Genomic DNA, 15,790 nt, shown 5'->3' on the forward strand with positions numbered 1-15,790 from the left:
ACGCTTACCCAATTTAAGCGTGGGAAAGGAAATAAAGAAAATGGGAAAACATTTTTTTGAGAGACGGTGTCATTACAGTATACGTAAGTTTGCAATGGGCGCTGCTTCTGTCATGATTGGTGCAAGCATTTTTGGTGCTGGTATGGTTCAAGCAGCAGAAACAGAAGGGCCTGCAGAGACAGAAGGTACGGTGACACAGGTTCAGCCCCTGGATAAGTTACCAGCGGATATAGCAGCAGCTATTGAAAAAGCTGAATCAGCAAAACCAACTGATCCTACTGAAACGAATCCGACTGATGCGGAAGCTCAGCCTGAAAATACTGGAGAAGTATCTCCAAAACCAGCTGAAACTCCAGTTCCTAAGGAAGAAGCAACACCAAAACCAGCTGAAACTCCAAAAGAAGAAGCAGCACCAGTAGCTAAACCAGCAGAAAAACCAGTTACTAAAGATTTGGTTGAAACTCCAGATGTCAATCATCTAGAAAAAGCTACTGCAACAGCTTCAAACCATGAAGCCAACACACCATTTACAGCTGAGAAGGCAATTGATGGAAATCCAGATACTCGTTGGGCAACTGACCGTGATGTTGTGAAACCAACAATCGAATTTAAGCTTGAAAAGACAACCTTAATCAAGCATGTGGAAATCGATTGGGATCGTCGTGTTCGTGGCGAGCAAAATGATCCAAACATCAAATCTTGGAATCTCTATTATGCAGGTCAAGACGAGGTCAATGGATCAGGTCCTGGAGAATGGAAGTTGGCTCATCAACGAACAGGAACTCCGGTTCTAGATGAAAAAGTTGACTTAAAAGAAGCCGTTCAAGCTAAGTATCTTAAACTTGAAATTACAGATTATCAAGCCGGTACTATGCAATGGAAAAATGTGGGTATTCAAGAAATTCGTGCCTACTCAAATATTCCAGACACCAGCAAACCAACAGATATTCGTCAAGTTACAGAAATAGCGGTTGCTGAAGACGGAAAATCACTTGTATTACCTAAATTACCTGGTCAAGTTAGCTTGATTGGAAGCAATAAGCAAGGTGTTATCGACCTAAATAATAAAATCTACACACCGCTGACAGAACAACATGTCAAAGTGATGGTTCAACAAACGAATGATAACCATACCTTCACAAAAGAATTTGAAGTTGTCATTAAAGGCTTGCATGCGGATGAAGGTGTTGGAACCAAACCTGCAGTTGCCCCAGCAGTTCAACAATGGTACGGCACTGAAGGTAAAACTTCTATTACTTCTGAAACTGTCATTTCAGTAGGAGATTCAGGATTTGACAAGGAAGCTAAGTTCTACCAAACTGACCTTGAAAATCGTGGTTTGGAAGTCGCAACCGGTGATCAATCAGCTCAAAACCGAATTGAATTTAAAAAGGTTGAAGACAAGGGCTATGGTAAAGAAGGTTATGGTATCACCATTAAAGATGGAGTTATCACAGTAGAAGCAGCGACTAATGCAGGTGCATTTTACGCAACTCGTACTCTTCTTCAAATGGGAGAAAATGACCTACAGAACGGTGAAATCCGTGACTTCCCAAGCTTTAGCCACCGTGGTTTTATGCTAGACACAGGTCGTAAGTTTATTCCTTATGACACGCTTGTAGATATCATGCTAAATATGGCTTACTACAAGATGAATGACTTGCAGTTGCACCTTAATGATAACTATATCTTCCTAGAAAAACACTTGGAAGGAAAACATCTTAGTCAACAAGAGGAACTGGATTATGTTCTAAAAAATGCCAAGACAGGTTTCCGTGTGGAAACTGATGTTGTCGGAGAAAATGGTGAAAAATTAACATCAGACGAGCATTATACTAAGGAAGAAATGCAACAGATCATCAAATTGGCTAAAGCTTTGCATATCAACCTTGTTCCTGAGATTGACACACCAGGTCACGCTTTGTCCTTTGTTAAAGTTCGTCCAGACCTTATGTATAAAGGTAGTCTGAGCGATTATAGAGGTAAGCACAATGTAGAACGTGTTGCTATGTTGGACTTGGATAATAAGTACGAAGAAACTCTTGCTTTTGTTAAATCAGTCTATGATAAATTGCTCGATGGAGAAAATGCACCACTTCATGGTGTCTCAACAGTTCATATCGGAACTGATGAGTACTACGGCAGTAGAGAAAGCTATCGTCGCTACGTCAACGATATGATTCAGTACATCAAAGGAAAAGGTTATACACCTCGTATTTGGGGCTCACTTAGTGCTAAGCCTGGTACAACGCCAGTTGATTGGAATGGAGTAGAAGTTGATATCTGGAGTATTGGTTGGCAACGTCCAGCGGCTGCAATTGCTCAGGGTGCCAAGATTATCAATATCACAGATATTCCAACCTATAGTGTCCCAAGCGGAAGCAACAGTCAAGGTGGTTATGGCGATTATGCTAACTACGAAACTCAATACAATCGCTGGACACCAAATGACTTCTCAACAGGTGGAGGACCACGCTTAGAAGCATCTAATCCAAATATCATCGGTGGTGGTCATGCAGTTTGGAATGACAACATTGACCTCCATGAAACTGGTTTAACTTCATATGATATTTTTAAACGCTTCTTCAAGAGTATGCAATCAACTGCAGAACGCACTTGGGGTTCAGATCGTGCAGCTAAGACCTATGCAGACCGTATCCAACCAACAAGTGTTTATGCACCACGTTCAAATCCTGAAAAAACAATAGAAGATAGTGACCTATTCACAATTAAACCAGAAACTATCAAGGAATATCTTGCTAAGAATGTGAAGAAAACAGAAGCAGGTTTGAACTTCGAAAAAGATTCTAGCATCGAAGGCTTAGTAGGTGATGTTGGTCCTAGTCACGTTTTGAAATTGGATGTAACTGTTACAGGCGAAGGAGAACAAGTCTTCTCTACAAGTGGGGACAACCAACTTTATCTTGCGGACAAGGATGGCTATCTTGCTTATAAATTTGAACAATTCCATATTCAATTTGACAAGAAGCTAGAGAAGAATAAACGTTATCAAATCTCTGTTGTTACGAAACCACAAAAAACAGAAGTTTATGTAAACGGTGAAAAGGTTGAGCGTATTGCAAATCCAGCTCACCCTCGCTTGGCTCACAATAGCTTGGTACTTCCACTTGAAACAATCGGTGGTTTCCAAGGAATCTTGCATAGTGCAGAGTTGTCAAATGAAGCATTTGTAAACCCACGTTTGATTCCAACAGATCACTTCACAGTTTCTGCAACCAGTCAAGAAACTCCAGGAACGGATACAGAAGGCCCAGTTGAAAAAGCTTTCGACAATGATCCAAACACCTTCTGGCATTCTAAATGGACTGGACATCAAGCTCCATATACCGTTGCCATGAATTTGAACGCTCCTGAAAAAGTCAATGGTTTGACTTATCTTCCACGTCCAGGTGGTGGTAACGGAGTCGTGACCTCTTATGAAATCTATGCTCAAAAAGATGGTCAAATGGTTAAGGTTGCTTCAGGAACTTGGGAAAATAATACTAAAGAAAAAACTGTTAATTTTGCAGCAGTTGAAACTAATAAGGTAGAATTTAAAGTTCTGTCAGGTGTCGCAGGATTTGGTAGTGCCGCAGAAATTCAACTACTCAAGCCACTTTCTGATAGTGAATCAGAAGAGCCAGTTGCTCCAGAAAAACCAGTAACTCCTGAGAAACCAGTGACCCCAGAAAAACCAAAAGTTGAAGAAGTAAGTGATGGTACAACTGAACTTGCGGATAGCTTTGTAGCTACAAAACCAGCCAGTGATGATGCGATTGCTGCTGCAGCACAAAGTCAAGACTATCTCAAGAAAGAATACAAGGTATTCCCAACACCACAAAAAGTTACTTACGGTGAAGGTGTCACTAAACTTCAAAAACAAGTCAATCTTGTTATGGGAGACCATCTAGATATTTACACTCGCAACCGCTTGAAGAGTGTACTACAAGATCATCAAATCTCTTATACAAGTAGTCAAGCTGCAGTAGCAGGTGCTACAAATATCTATCTTGGTGTTCATGGTCAACATTCACAGGCTGAAAAAGAAATATCTGGTATTTCTCAAGGACTCTTTGATAAGATTGATGCTTATGCTTTGTCAATCAAGAACAATACAATCTCAATCGTCGGTAAAGATACAGATGCTGTCTTCTATGGATTGACGACTCTTAAACACATGCTTAATGAAAGTGAAGCTCCAGTTTTACGTAATGTAACTGTTGAAGACTACGCTGAAATTAAGAATCGTGGTTTTATCGAAGGTTACTATGGAAATCCATGGAGCAATGCTGATCGTGCTGAATTGATGCGCTATGGTGGTGACTTGAAGTTGACTCAATACTTCTTTGCTCCAAAAGACGATCCATACCACAACAAGAAATGGCGTGAACTTTATCCAGAAGAAAAATTAGCTGAAATCCGTGAATTGGCGCGTGTCGGAAACCAAAACAAGACTCGTTATGTTTGGACCATCCACCCATTCATGAACAACCGTATCCGTTTTGGTAACGATGCTGACTACCAAAAAGACCTTGAAACTATTAAGGCTAAATTCACTCAGTTGATGGATGTCGGTGTTCGTGAGTTCGGTATTTTGGCAGATGATGCTCCAAGTCCAGTTGGTGGCTACAATAGCTACAACCGCTTGATGAAGGACATGACAGACTGGTTGACTGAAAAACAAGCAACTTATGTTGGCCTTCGTAAGGAAATGATCTTCGTTCCAGGTCAATATTGGGGTAATGGTCGTGAAGATGAGTTGAAATCTCTAAATGAAAACCTTCCAACTTCAACTTCTATGACACTTACTGGTGGTAAGATTTGGGGTGAAGTATCAGAAAACTTCCTATCTAACCTTAAGAACAATCTGACTGCAGGTGGTAAGACCTACCGTCCAGTATCCCTATGGATTAACTGGCCATGTACAGATAACTCTAAACAACACTTAATCTTGGGTGGCGGTGAGAAATTCCTTCATCCAAATGTGGATCCTAGTCTCCTTTCAGGTATCATGTTGAACCCAATGCAACAATCTGAGCCTTCGAAGATTGCCCTCTTCTCTGCAGCTCAGTACGCATGGAAACAATGGAAATCTGAAGACGAGGCTAAGAAAGTAAATGATATTGCCTTCAACTTTGTTGAAACTGGTAAATTTACTGATAGTGAAACATCTGTTGCCTTCCGTGAACTTGGTAAACACATGATTAACCAAAATATGGATGGTCGTGTTGTGAAGTTAGAAGAGTCTGTTGAACTTGCACCGAAATTGGATGCCTTTATGGCTAAGCTAAAAGCAGGTCAGGATGTTAGCGCAGAGCGTGCAGAATTGCGTGCAGAATTTGCAAAACTGAAAGCAGCAGCTCAACTTTATAAAGCGTCTGGTGACGAAAAGATGCGTTCTCAAATCCATTACTGGTTGGATAACACTATTGACCAAATGGATGCTTTGAGTGCTTTCCTAGATGGATCAGAAGCTATTGAAAACAATGATTCTGCTAGACTTTGGGATAGCTACTACAAGGGCTTGAAGCTTTATGAACAGTCTCAAACTTATACTTTCCATTATGTAGACCATGATGAAAAAGCTGAGTTGGGTGTACAACATATCCGACCATTCTTGCTTGGCCTTCGTGAAGTATTGGCAACTGAAGTTCAAAAAGCCCTACACCCAGACCAAGTAATCAGCACCTTTATCACAAACCGTACAGGTGTAGAAGGTGGACTTGCTGAAGTCACTGATGGAGATTTAGGAACACATGCCCTTATCAAATCACCAAACAGTATCCAAACTGGTGATTACATTGGTTTGAAATTTAACAAGGCTGTTCCAATCCAAAACTTAACATTTGCAATGGGAACTCAAGCAAATCCACGCGATACCTTTAACAATGCTAAGGTTGAGTACCTCAATGAAAATGATGAGTGGGTAACACTTTCAGAACCAAGCTACACTGGTAATGAGCCTCTTCTTAAATTTGAAAACCTCAATATCAATGCTAAAGCTGTTCGCATGATTGCTACTTCAGATCGTGATAATACTTGGTTTGCTGTACGAGAAATTGCTGTTAACCGACCTGTTGAAGTAAGTCGTCCTAAACAGGCAACTACAGTGACTATCAGTCCAAATCTCATGTACAAGTACAATACGACAGTTGCTCAGATTACAGATGGTCGTGACAATACTGAAGCAATGCTTGCAAATGCTGATCGAACTGATACAACTCCAGTCGATGGTTGGGTTCAACTAGACTTGGGTGGAGTCAAACCTGTAACTAAGGTTCGCCTCGTTCAAGGTTCAGGAGATAAATTAGCAGAAGGTGTTCTTGAGTATTCTACAGATGGAAATTCATGGCAAGAATTGGATCGTTTGACTGGTGAACAAACCAAAGAAATTGAAACTCCAATTTCAGCTCGCTACATCCGTGTTCGTAACACCAAGAATATCAATCTATGGTGGCGTATCGCTGACTTCTCAGTTGAGACACGTGCTAGTAATAGCGAGATGACAGACACCAATGTTGAAAGTTTGAAATCAACTCCAGTATATGACAGTCTCGGTCGTTATGACATGCAAATTCCAAGTGGAACTAAGCTTCCAGCTCATAGCTACTTGGGTATGAAGCTAGACCGCCTACACCAAGCTGAAAGCATTCAGGCTATTGGTATTGGAAATCCAGCCCTTGACTTGGAATACTCTCCAAATGCACAAGAATGGTATCCAGCTAGCCAAGTAACTGATAAGTCCTTGGTACGTTATGCTCGTTTGGTCAATAAGACCGACCAAGAACAAGCAGTGACAGCGACATCTCTATTGGTTAAGACAAAAGAAGTCCAACCAACTAAACTGGATTCTACATCTATGGGAATCGATGCCCATTATGGTGCAAATGATGTTCGCAAGATCAAGAATTTGGATCAGTTGTTTGATGGTGTTTACAATAATTTTGTAGAGTTCTCTGACTATGCACGTAAAGATGGTCACATTACCTTGAAACTTGGTAGTGAACGTGAAATCAAGAAGATTAGAGCCTACATCCAAGACGGTACGAAGAACTATCTTCGCGATGGTAAGATTCAAGTAAGTCAAGATGGTAAGACATGGACAGATGTTGTGACAGTAGGTGATGGTGTTGCTAATGAAATGCGTGATGATTCATTGACAGATGGTTGGACACATGATTCTAAGATGCCTGGAAATCGCTACATCGAGGGTGAACTTGCAAGCCCAGTTAAAGCCAATTATCTACGTGTTCTCTTCACTGCTAATTACGATGCTCGTTTTGTTGGATTTACTGAGTTGGTTATCAATGATGGCGAATTTGTGAAACCTATCAACGACCCAACTGTTCAAGGAAATGGTGGGGAAAGTCGAGGAAATCTTTACACAAATCTTGTAGATGGCAAAGTCTTGACAAGCTATAAGGCTGAGAAAGACCAAGGTGAGCTGGTTTACCACTTGTCAGAACCAACAGATGCTAACCACATCCGACTTGTTTCTAGTCTGCCTCAAGGAGTAGCAGCGCGTCTACTTGCTCGCACTCTGAAAACAGACAGAGACGGTGCTTGGACAGATTTGGGAGCAATTACTTCAAGCTTCCAAACATTTGCGGTGAGAGATAAGGCTCCGTTACTTGATGTCAAACTCATTTGGGAAGGTGGCAAACCAGAGTTTTATGAAATGACGACATATTATCAAGAACTTTCAGAAGAACCTGAGCAACCAACTCCAAATCCAGAGCCAACTCCAGATCCAGAGCCAACTCCAGATCCAGAGCCAACTCCGAATCCAGAGCCAACTCCAGATCCAGAACCAACTCCAGATCCAAAACCAACCCCAGATCCAGAACCAACTCCAGATCCAAAACCAATCCCAGATCCAGAGCCAACTCCAGATCCAGAGCCAACTCCAAATCCAGAGCCAACTCCAGATCCAACCCCAACTCCAGATCCAGATCCAACCCCAGATCCAGAGCCAACTCCAGATCCAAAACCAACCCCAGATCCAGAGCCAACTCCAGATCCAAAACCAACTCCAGATCCAGAGCCAACTCCAGATCCAAAACCAACCCCAACTCCAGAACCTGAAGTACTAACAAGTAAGGGAGATCAAGAACCACCAGTAGTTGAAATTCCTGAATTTACAGGTGGCGTTAATGCTGCAGAAGCGGCTGTTCATGAAATCCCAGAGTTCAAGGGTGGCGTTAATTGGGTTGAAGCGGACAAGAATGAGCTCCCAGAATTCAAGGGTGGCGTTAACGCAGTTGAAGCTGCTAAGAATGAGGTTCCAGAATACAAAGAACCTGCTTCAAATCCAGCTACACCACTTGCGGATCACAAGCCAGCTCAAATTTCAACAAACCAAAAACAAGAACAACCACAGGCACCAGCAACTGAAGCAAAAGCTCAGCTTCCAGCAACTGGTGAGCAAGATTCAGTAGGTTTAGCTTTCCTAGCTAGTCTTGGATTGGTTCTTTCTGCAACCTTTATCAAAAAGGGGAAAGAAGACTAAGTACGAATCTTAATTCGATGCAGAATAACTTGTTTTAAAAAGAAAAACCAGGGACACTAGTTCCTGGTTTTTTGTGATTCGAAAGCATAGAAAACTGCAAATAAAAAACCAACGAAGTAACCGTTGGTATTGAAAAATGCTTAAGATGCTCCGTTATTAGCGCTAACTCCTGCTTCAGTAGTTGGAGTGTTTGAAGAAGAATCAGATTGCTCATTTTTTTGAGAATTGTTATCTGATTTTGTATCCTCCTTCTTGCTAGGAGTTTGAACCTCTTCTTTTTGAGTTGTTTCTTGATTGTTAGTTTGATTTTGTGCAGGGGTATTGGATTCAGAGGGAGCTTCCTTTTGAACTTCCTTGATAATAGTTGTTTGCGGATTTGTATCTTTTTTATCTTTTTCCTTATCAAAGGCATTCATAATCGTGATGCTAGCCGTAATCAAACCTAGAATACTAGCAATCGTCGCGATTGTTTTTTGAAAAACAGTGAATCCTTTTTTGATGTGTTCGGTCTTAGGCTTTGAACTTCTACGATAGTTAGACATAATTTCTCTCCTTTGTCATGATTCATTATACTCAAAATCTTTAAAAAAAACTTAAATGAACCTGAATTGCCTTTCTTGTCGCCTGAACTGTTTCGTGTTACAATAGAAGGAGTGATTTTAGAAAGCGTGAGAAACCATGATTTACTTTGATAATTCGGCTACGACCAAGCCCTATCCAGAAGCACTTGAAACCTATATGCAGGTGTCTGCAAAAATTATTGGAAATCCTTCTAGTCTTCATCGTTTAGGAGACCAGTCTACCAGAATTTTAGATGCATCTCGTCAGCAGATTGCAGATTTGATTGGCAAAAATAGTGAAGAAATCTTCTTTACATCTGGTGGTACTGAAGGGGATAACTGGGTTATCAAAGGAGTTGCATTTGAAAAAGCGCAATTTGGTAAACACATCATCGTGTCAGACATTGAGCACCCTGCAGTCAAGGAGTCAGCTCTCTGGCTTAAAACTCAAGGGTTTGAAGTGGATTTTGCACCTGTAGATGAAAAGGGATTTGTAGATGTAGCCGCTTTGGCAAATCTACTTCGTCCTGATACGACCTTGGTTTCCGTCATGGCAGTTAACAATGAAATAGGCTCTATCCAGCCTATTCAAGCTATCTCAGAACTATTAGCGGATAAGCCAACTGTCTCTTTCCACGTTGATGCGGTTCAGGCCTTGGCTAAGATTCCGACAGAAAAGTATTTGACAGACCGAGTGGATTTTGCGACCTTCTCTAGTCATAAATTCCACGGCGTTCGTGGTGTTGGCTTTGTCTATATCAAGTCTGGCAAGAAAATCACCCCCCTATTAACTGGTGGTGGCCAAGAGCGTGACTATCGTTCAACTACTGAGAATGTAGCAGGTATTGCAGCGACAGCCAAGGCCCTACGTTTGGCTATGGAAAATTTGGATTTGTTTACGAGCAAAACGAGTCAGATGAAGGCAGTCATCCGTCAAGCTCTACTCGAATATCCAGATATTTTTGTTTTCTCAGGTGAGGATGACTTTGCTCCTCATATTCTGACCTTTGGGATTAAGGGTGTCCGTGGTGAAGTCATTGTTCATGCATTTGAAGACTATGATATTTTCATTTCCACAACCTCTGCTTGCTCGTCCAAGGCAGGAAAACCTGCTGGTACCTTGATTGCTATGGGGGTTGAAAAAGATAAGGCCCAGTCAGCAGTCCGCCTCAGCCTAGACCTAGAAAATGACATGAGTCAAGTGGAGCAATTTTTGACTAAACTAAAATTAATTTACAATCAAACTAGAAAAGTAAGATAGGAGTATTCATGCAGTATTCAGAAATTATGATTCGCTACGGGGAACTGTCAACCAAAGGTAAAAACCGTATGCGTTTCATCAATAAACTACGTAATAATATCTCAGATGTTTTATCTATCTATCCTCAAGTCAAGGTAACTGCTGATCGCGACCGTGCCCATGCTTATCTTAATGGAGCCGACTATGCAACAGTAGCTGAGTCTCTCAAACAGGTTTTCGGGATTCAAAACTTTTCTCCAGTATATAAGGTTGAAAAGTCTGTCGAGGTTCTTAAATCTGCTGTCCAAGAGATTATGCAGGACATCTATAAGGAAGGCATGACCTTTAAGATCTCTAGCAAACGTAGTGATCACAACTTTGAACTGGATAGTCGTGAACTCAACCAAGTTCTTGGTGGTGCTGTTTTTGATGCCATTCCAAATGTACAAGCTCAGATGAAAAATCCTGACATTAACCTTCAAGTGGAAATTCGTGAGGAAGCAGCTTATCTTTCTTATGAGACCATTCGAGGAGCAGGTGGCTTGCCAGTTGGAACTTCTGGTAAAGGAATGCTCATGTTGTCAGGTGGGATTGACTCACCTGTTGCTGGATATCTAGCTCTAAAACGTGGAGTAGATATCGAGGCTGTTCACTTTGCGAGCCCACCGTACACCAGTCCAGGCGCCCTCAAGAAAGCGCAGGATTTGACCCGTAAATTGACTAAGTTCGGTGGAAATATCCAGTTTATCGAAGTGCCTTTCACTGAAATCCAAGAAGAGATTAAAGCTAAGGCCCCAGAAGCTTACCTCATGACTCTGACTCGCCGCTTTATGATGCGGATTACCGATCGTATCCGTGAAGTGCGAAATGGTTTGGTCATCATCAATGGTGAAAGTCTTGGTCAGGTAGCTAGCCAAACCCTCGAAAGCATGCAGGCTATCAATGCTGTGACCAATACACCAATTATCCGTCCAGTTGTGACCATGGATAAGTTGGAAATCATAGATATTGCTCAGGAAATTGATACCTTTGAAATTTCTATCCAACCTTTTGAAGACTGCTGTACGATTTTTGCGCCTGATCGTCCCAAAACAAATCCTAAAATTAAGAATGCTGAACAGTATGAAACACGTATGGATGTTGAAGGATTGGTTGAGCGAGCAGTGGCAGGAATTATGATTACTGAAATTACCCCTCAAGCTGAGAAAGATGCGGTTGATGAGTTAATTGATGACCTCCTTTAATCAGAAAAACCAGAGGAAAAAATAAAATAAGTAAAAAAAGTTAGTTTATTGTCCTAAATTTGGACGGAAACTGACTTTTTTTCTATTTTTATGATATAATTAGGTAAAATTTTGAATATAGAGAGTTTTCTGACAATGAATCAATCCTACTTTTACCTGAAAATGCGAGAGCATAAACTCAAGGTTCCATACACAGGCAAGGAGCGCCGTGTACGTGTTCTCCTCCCGAAAAACTACGAGAAAGACACGGATCGAACTTATCCGGTTGTCTATTTCCATGATGGTCAAAATGTCTTTTACAGTAAAGAATCCTATGTCGGTCATTCATGGAAGATCATTCCTACCATTAAACGTAATCCAGATATCAGCCGTATGATTGTAGTAGCTATTGACAATGATGGCCTAGGCCGTATGAACGAGTATGCGGCATGGAAATTCCAAGAGTCTAATATTCCCGGTCAACAGTTTGGTGGTAAGGGAGTCGAGTACGCTGAGTTTGTCATGGAAGTGGTCAAACCCTTTATCGATGAAAACTATCGTACAAAGTCTGATCGCAAGCACACTGCTATGGTTGGATCTTCTCTAGGTGGCAATATTACACAGTTTATTGGCTTGGAGTATCAAGACCAGATTGGCTGCTTGGGAGTGTTCTCATCAGCCAACTGGCTTCACCAAGAGGCCTTTGATCGCTATATGGAGCGAAAAAAACTATTACCTGATCAACGAGTCTTTATCTATGTCGGGACGGAAGAAGCAGATGACACGGATAAGACCCTTATGGCTGGTAATATTAAGCAGGCCTATATTGACTCTTCTCTTCGCTATTATCATGATTTGATAGCAGGAGGAGTTGAGTTGGAAAATCTCTCACTCAAGGTTCAAGCCGGGGCTATCCACCATGAAATTCCATGGGCAGAAAATCTTCCAGCTTGCTTACGCTTTTTTGCAGAAAATTGGTAAATAGTATAAAGGAGACAGGATATGCATATTGAACATCTTAGCCACTGGAGTGGTCATCTTAACCGTGAAATGTATGTCAATCGATACGGACATGGAGGCATCCCAGTTGTTGTCTTTGCTTCTTCAGGTGGTAGCCACAATGAATACTATGATTTTGGCATGATTAATGCTTGTGCATCCTTTATTGAAGAAGGTCGCGTGCAGTTCTTTACACTTTCAAGTGTAGATAGTGAGAGCTGGCTTGCGACTTGGAAAAATAGTCATGATCAAGCTGAGATGCACCGTGCCTATGAACGATATGTGATTGAAGAAGCTATTCCTTTTATCAAGCACAAGACAGGCTGGTTTGACGGTATGATGACAACAGGTTGCTCTATGGGAGCTTATCATGCACTTAACTTTTTCCTGCAGCATCCAGATGTCTTTACCAAGGTTATCGCCCTCAGTGGTGTCTATGATGCTCGTTTCTTTGTTGGAGATTACTACAACGATGATGCTATCTATCAAAATTCACCAGTAGACTATATCTGGAATCAAAATGATGGTTGGTTTATCGATCGTTACCGTCAGGCTGAGATTATTGTTTGTACTGGTCTAGGTGCTTGGGAACAGGATGGCCTGCCTTCTTACTACAAGTTAAAAGAAGCTTTTGACCAAAAACAAATTCCTGCCTGGTTTGCAGAATGGGGGCACGATGTTGCCCATGACTGGGAATGGTGGCGCAAACAAATGCCTTATTTCCTCGGTCATATGAGTCTATAAAAGGAGTTGCTTATGAATTATCTTGTAATTTCACCCTATTACCCACAAAATTTTCAGCAATTTAGTATTGAGCTAGCCAATAAAGGAATCACAGTTCTAGGGATTGGGCAAGAACCCTACGAACAACTAGATGAACCATTACGCAATAGCTTGACGGAGTACTTCCGAGTTGATAATCTTGAAAATATCGATGAGGTTAAACGAGCAGTTGCCTTTCTTTTCTATAAGCATGGTCCAATTGACCGCATTGAATCACACAATGAATACTGGCTAGAGTTGGATGCTGCCCTTCGTGAACAGTTCAATGTTTTTGGTGCCAAACCAGAAGATCTCAAGAAGACCAAGTTCAAGTCTGAGATGAAAAAACTCTTCCAAAAAGCTGGGGTACCAGTTGTTCCAGGTGCTGTCATTGAAACAGAAGCAGATGTTGATAAAGCTGTGAAAGAAATCGGACTTCCAATGATTGCCAAACCTGACAATGGAGTGGGAGCAGCTGCAACATTCAAGCTTGAAACAGCAGATGATGTCAATCACTTTAAGGCTGAATGGGACCACTCCACCGTTTATTTCTTTGAAAAATTTGTCACCTCTAGTGAGATCTGTACCTTCGATGGTTTGGTAGATAGAGATGGAAATATTGTTTTTTCTACGACCTTTGACTATGCGCATACACCTCTCGATCTCATGATCTATAAGATGGACAATTCCTACTATGTTCTCAAAGATATGGATCCAAAATTGCGTAATTATGGTGAGGCAATTGTCAAGGAATTTGGTATGAAGGAACGTTTCTTCCATATTGAGTTCTTCCGTGAGGGTGATGACTATATCGCTATTGAATACAATAACCGTCCAGCGGGTGGCTTCACAATTGATGTCTATAACTATGCCCATTCTTTTGACTTGTGTAAGGGCTATGCAGCGATCGTAGCAGGTGAACCATTCCCAGCTTCTCAATTCGAGCCCCTATACTGTTTGGCGACATCACGCCGTGCCAATGCAAATTATGTTTATTCAGAAGAAGATTTGCTGGCTAAATATGGAAACCAGTTCAAGGTCAAGAAAATTATGCCAGCAGCCTTTGCTGAATTGCAAGGAGACTATCTCTATATGCTTACGACACCAAGTCGTGAGGAAATGGAGCAGATGATTAAGGACTTTGGTCAGCGTCAGTAATAGGATATGAAGAGGCTGGGACAGAAATCGTAGCCTCTCAATTGTCTTTGGATTGTCGAGCAAGACGCAGTGGTTGAGTGGGCTCTACTACGCTGATTTCATCAGCTTTTACAGCCCTACTCAACTGTGCGGAGGTGGGACAACGAAATCGAATTCTAACGAATTACCGATTTCTGTCCCACTCTCTTTTTTAAAGCCCTAAATAAAAGCGTTTCCATAGGATTCTTTTAGAAAATCTGTTGCTAAAAGCCTTAAAAATTGATAGAATAGGGATTGTCAAAAAAATATTAAGGAGAATCTATCAATGGATTTCACATGGGCAGTCAAATATGCCACTGAATTTTTGGGAACAGCCATCTTGATTATCTTAGGTAATGGTGCAGTTGCCAACGTTGAACTTAAAGGTACGAAAGGTCACCAAAGTGGCTGGCTCGTTATCGCTGTTGGTTACGGTATGGGGGTTATGATCCCAGCTTTGATGTTTGGTAACGTTTCTGGTAACCACATCAACCCAGCCTTCACCCTTGGACTTGCAGTTAGCGGTCTCTTCCCTTGGTCACAAGTAGCCCAATACATCATCGCTCAAGTATTAGGAGCAATCTTTGGTCAAGCCTTGGTCGTTGCGACTCACCGTCCATACTACTTGAAGACAGAAAACCCAAACAACATCTTGGGTACTTTCTCAACAATTTCTAGTATCGACCACGGAACAAAAGAATCACGTTATGCAGCAACAGTTAACGGTTTTATCAACGAGTTCGTTGGTTCATTCGTTCTCTTCTTTGCAGCACTTGGTATGACAAAGAACTTCTTTGGTGCTGAGTTAGTTACAAAAGCTCAAGCATTGATTAATGAACAAGTGGCACAAGCGACTGCTCAAGGTCAAACAATTCCTCAAGAACAAGTGGCTACATATCTTGAACAAGCAAAAACTCAAGTGGCTCCATTCTTGTCACCGGGTCTTGGTATCGCGCACTTGGCACTTGGTTTCCTAGTAATGGCTTTGGTTACTTCACTTGGAGGACCTTCAGGACCTGGTTTGAACCCAGCTCGTGACTTTGGACCACGTCTTCTTCACGCAGTACTTCCTAAATCAATCCTTGGTGAACACAAGGGTGATTCAAAATGGTGGTATGCTTGGGTACCAGTAGTTGCACCGATTGCTGCTGGTATTGCAGCAGTAGCACTCTTCAAATTACTTTACATGTAATCATAAAAAAACTGGGAAACCCCCAGTTTTTTCTTTTTCTATAAACTTGGAACAAGATTTAGCAAATCAATGCTTAAATCGTCAGACTTTTTTCATTTTAAATCAAAAGATGTAAATATGGCAAAAATA

8 protein-coding genes are annotated in these 15,790 nt (G+C 41.4%); 7 read left to right on the forward strand and 1 reads right to left on the reverse strand.

Features of this window, described 5'->3' with window-relative positions:
* Positions 1-40: 40 nt before the first annotated feature.
* Positions 41-8,509 (forward strand): SIALI-17 repeat-containing surface protein, encoded by an 8,469-nt coding sequence (locus tag HW271_RS03080; protein ID WP_178894799.1) that lies wholly within the window; start codon positions 41-43, stop codon positions 8,507-8,509.
* Between the two features lie 140 nt (positions 8,510-8,649).
* Here HW271_RS03080 and HW271_RS03085 read toward each other — a convergent pair whose 3' ends face one another.
* Positions 8,650-9,051: a DUF6556 family protein gene (locus HW271_RS03085; RefSeq protein ID WP_178894800.1), complete on the reverse strand. Its 402-nt coding sequence runs from the start codon at positions 9,049-9,051 to the stop codon at positions 8,650-8,652.
* Positions 9,052-9,187: 136 nt separating this feature from the next.
* On the opposite strand from HW271_RS03085, the gene HW271_RS03090 reads away from it, so the two are divergent.
* The 6 genes from HW271_RS03090 (at position 9,188) to gla (ending at position 15,661) form a co-directional block, all read left to right on the forward strand.
* Positions 9,188-10,330 (forward strand): cysteine desulfurase family protein, encoded by a 1,143-nt coding sequence (locus HW271_RS03090; protein ID WP_178894801.1) that lies wholly within the window; start codon positions 9,188-9,190, stop codon positions 10,328-10,330.
* A gap of 8 nt (positions 10,331-10,338) precedes the next feature.
* A complete protein-coding gene (gene thiI, locus HW271_RS03095) occupies positions 10,339-11,553 on the forward strand; it encodes a tRNA uracil 4-sulfurtransferase ThiI (protein WP_178894802.1) in 1,215 nt (404 codons plus the stop codon).
* Between the two features lie 135 nt (positions 11,554-11,688).
* On the forward strand, positions 11,689-12,513 hold the full coding sequence (locus tag HW271_RS03100; RefSeq protein ID WP_178894803.1) for an alpha/beta hydrolase: 825 nt from the start codon (positions 11,689-11,691) through the stop codon (positions 12,511-12,513).
* Positions 12,514-12,534: 21 nt separating this feature from the next.
* Entirely contained in the window at positions 12,535-13,275 is a 741-nt protein-coding gene (locus tag HW271_RS03105) for an esterase family protein (RefSeq protein WP_178894804.1), read from the forward strand.
* Between the two features lie 12 nt (positions 13,276-13,287).
* Positions 13,288-14,451, forward strand: a complete 1,164-nt coding sequence (locus tag HW271_RS03110; protein ID WP_178894805.1) for an acetyl-CoA carboxylase biotin carboxylase subunit family protein — start codon at positions 13,288-13,290, stop codon at positions 14,449-14,451.
* Between the two features lie 304 nt (positions 14,452-14,755).
* The gene (gene gla, locus HW271_RS03115; protein ID WP_178894806.1) at positions 14,756-15,661 is read left to right on the forward strand and encodes an aquaglyceroporin Gla; all 906 of its coding nucleotides are present in this window, start codon (positions 14,756-14,758) and stop codon (positions 15,659-15,661) included.
* The last annotated feature ends 129 nt before the right edge of the window (positions 15,662-15,790 follow it).

Origin of the sequence: Streptococcus sp. oral taxon 061 (assembly GCF_013394695.1) — a bacterium.
Classification (GTDB): Bacteria; Bacillota; Bacilli; order Lactobacillales; family Streptococcaceae; genus Streptococcus.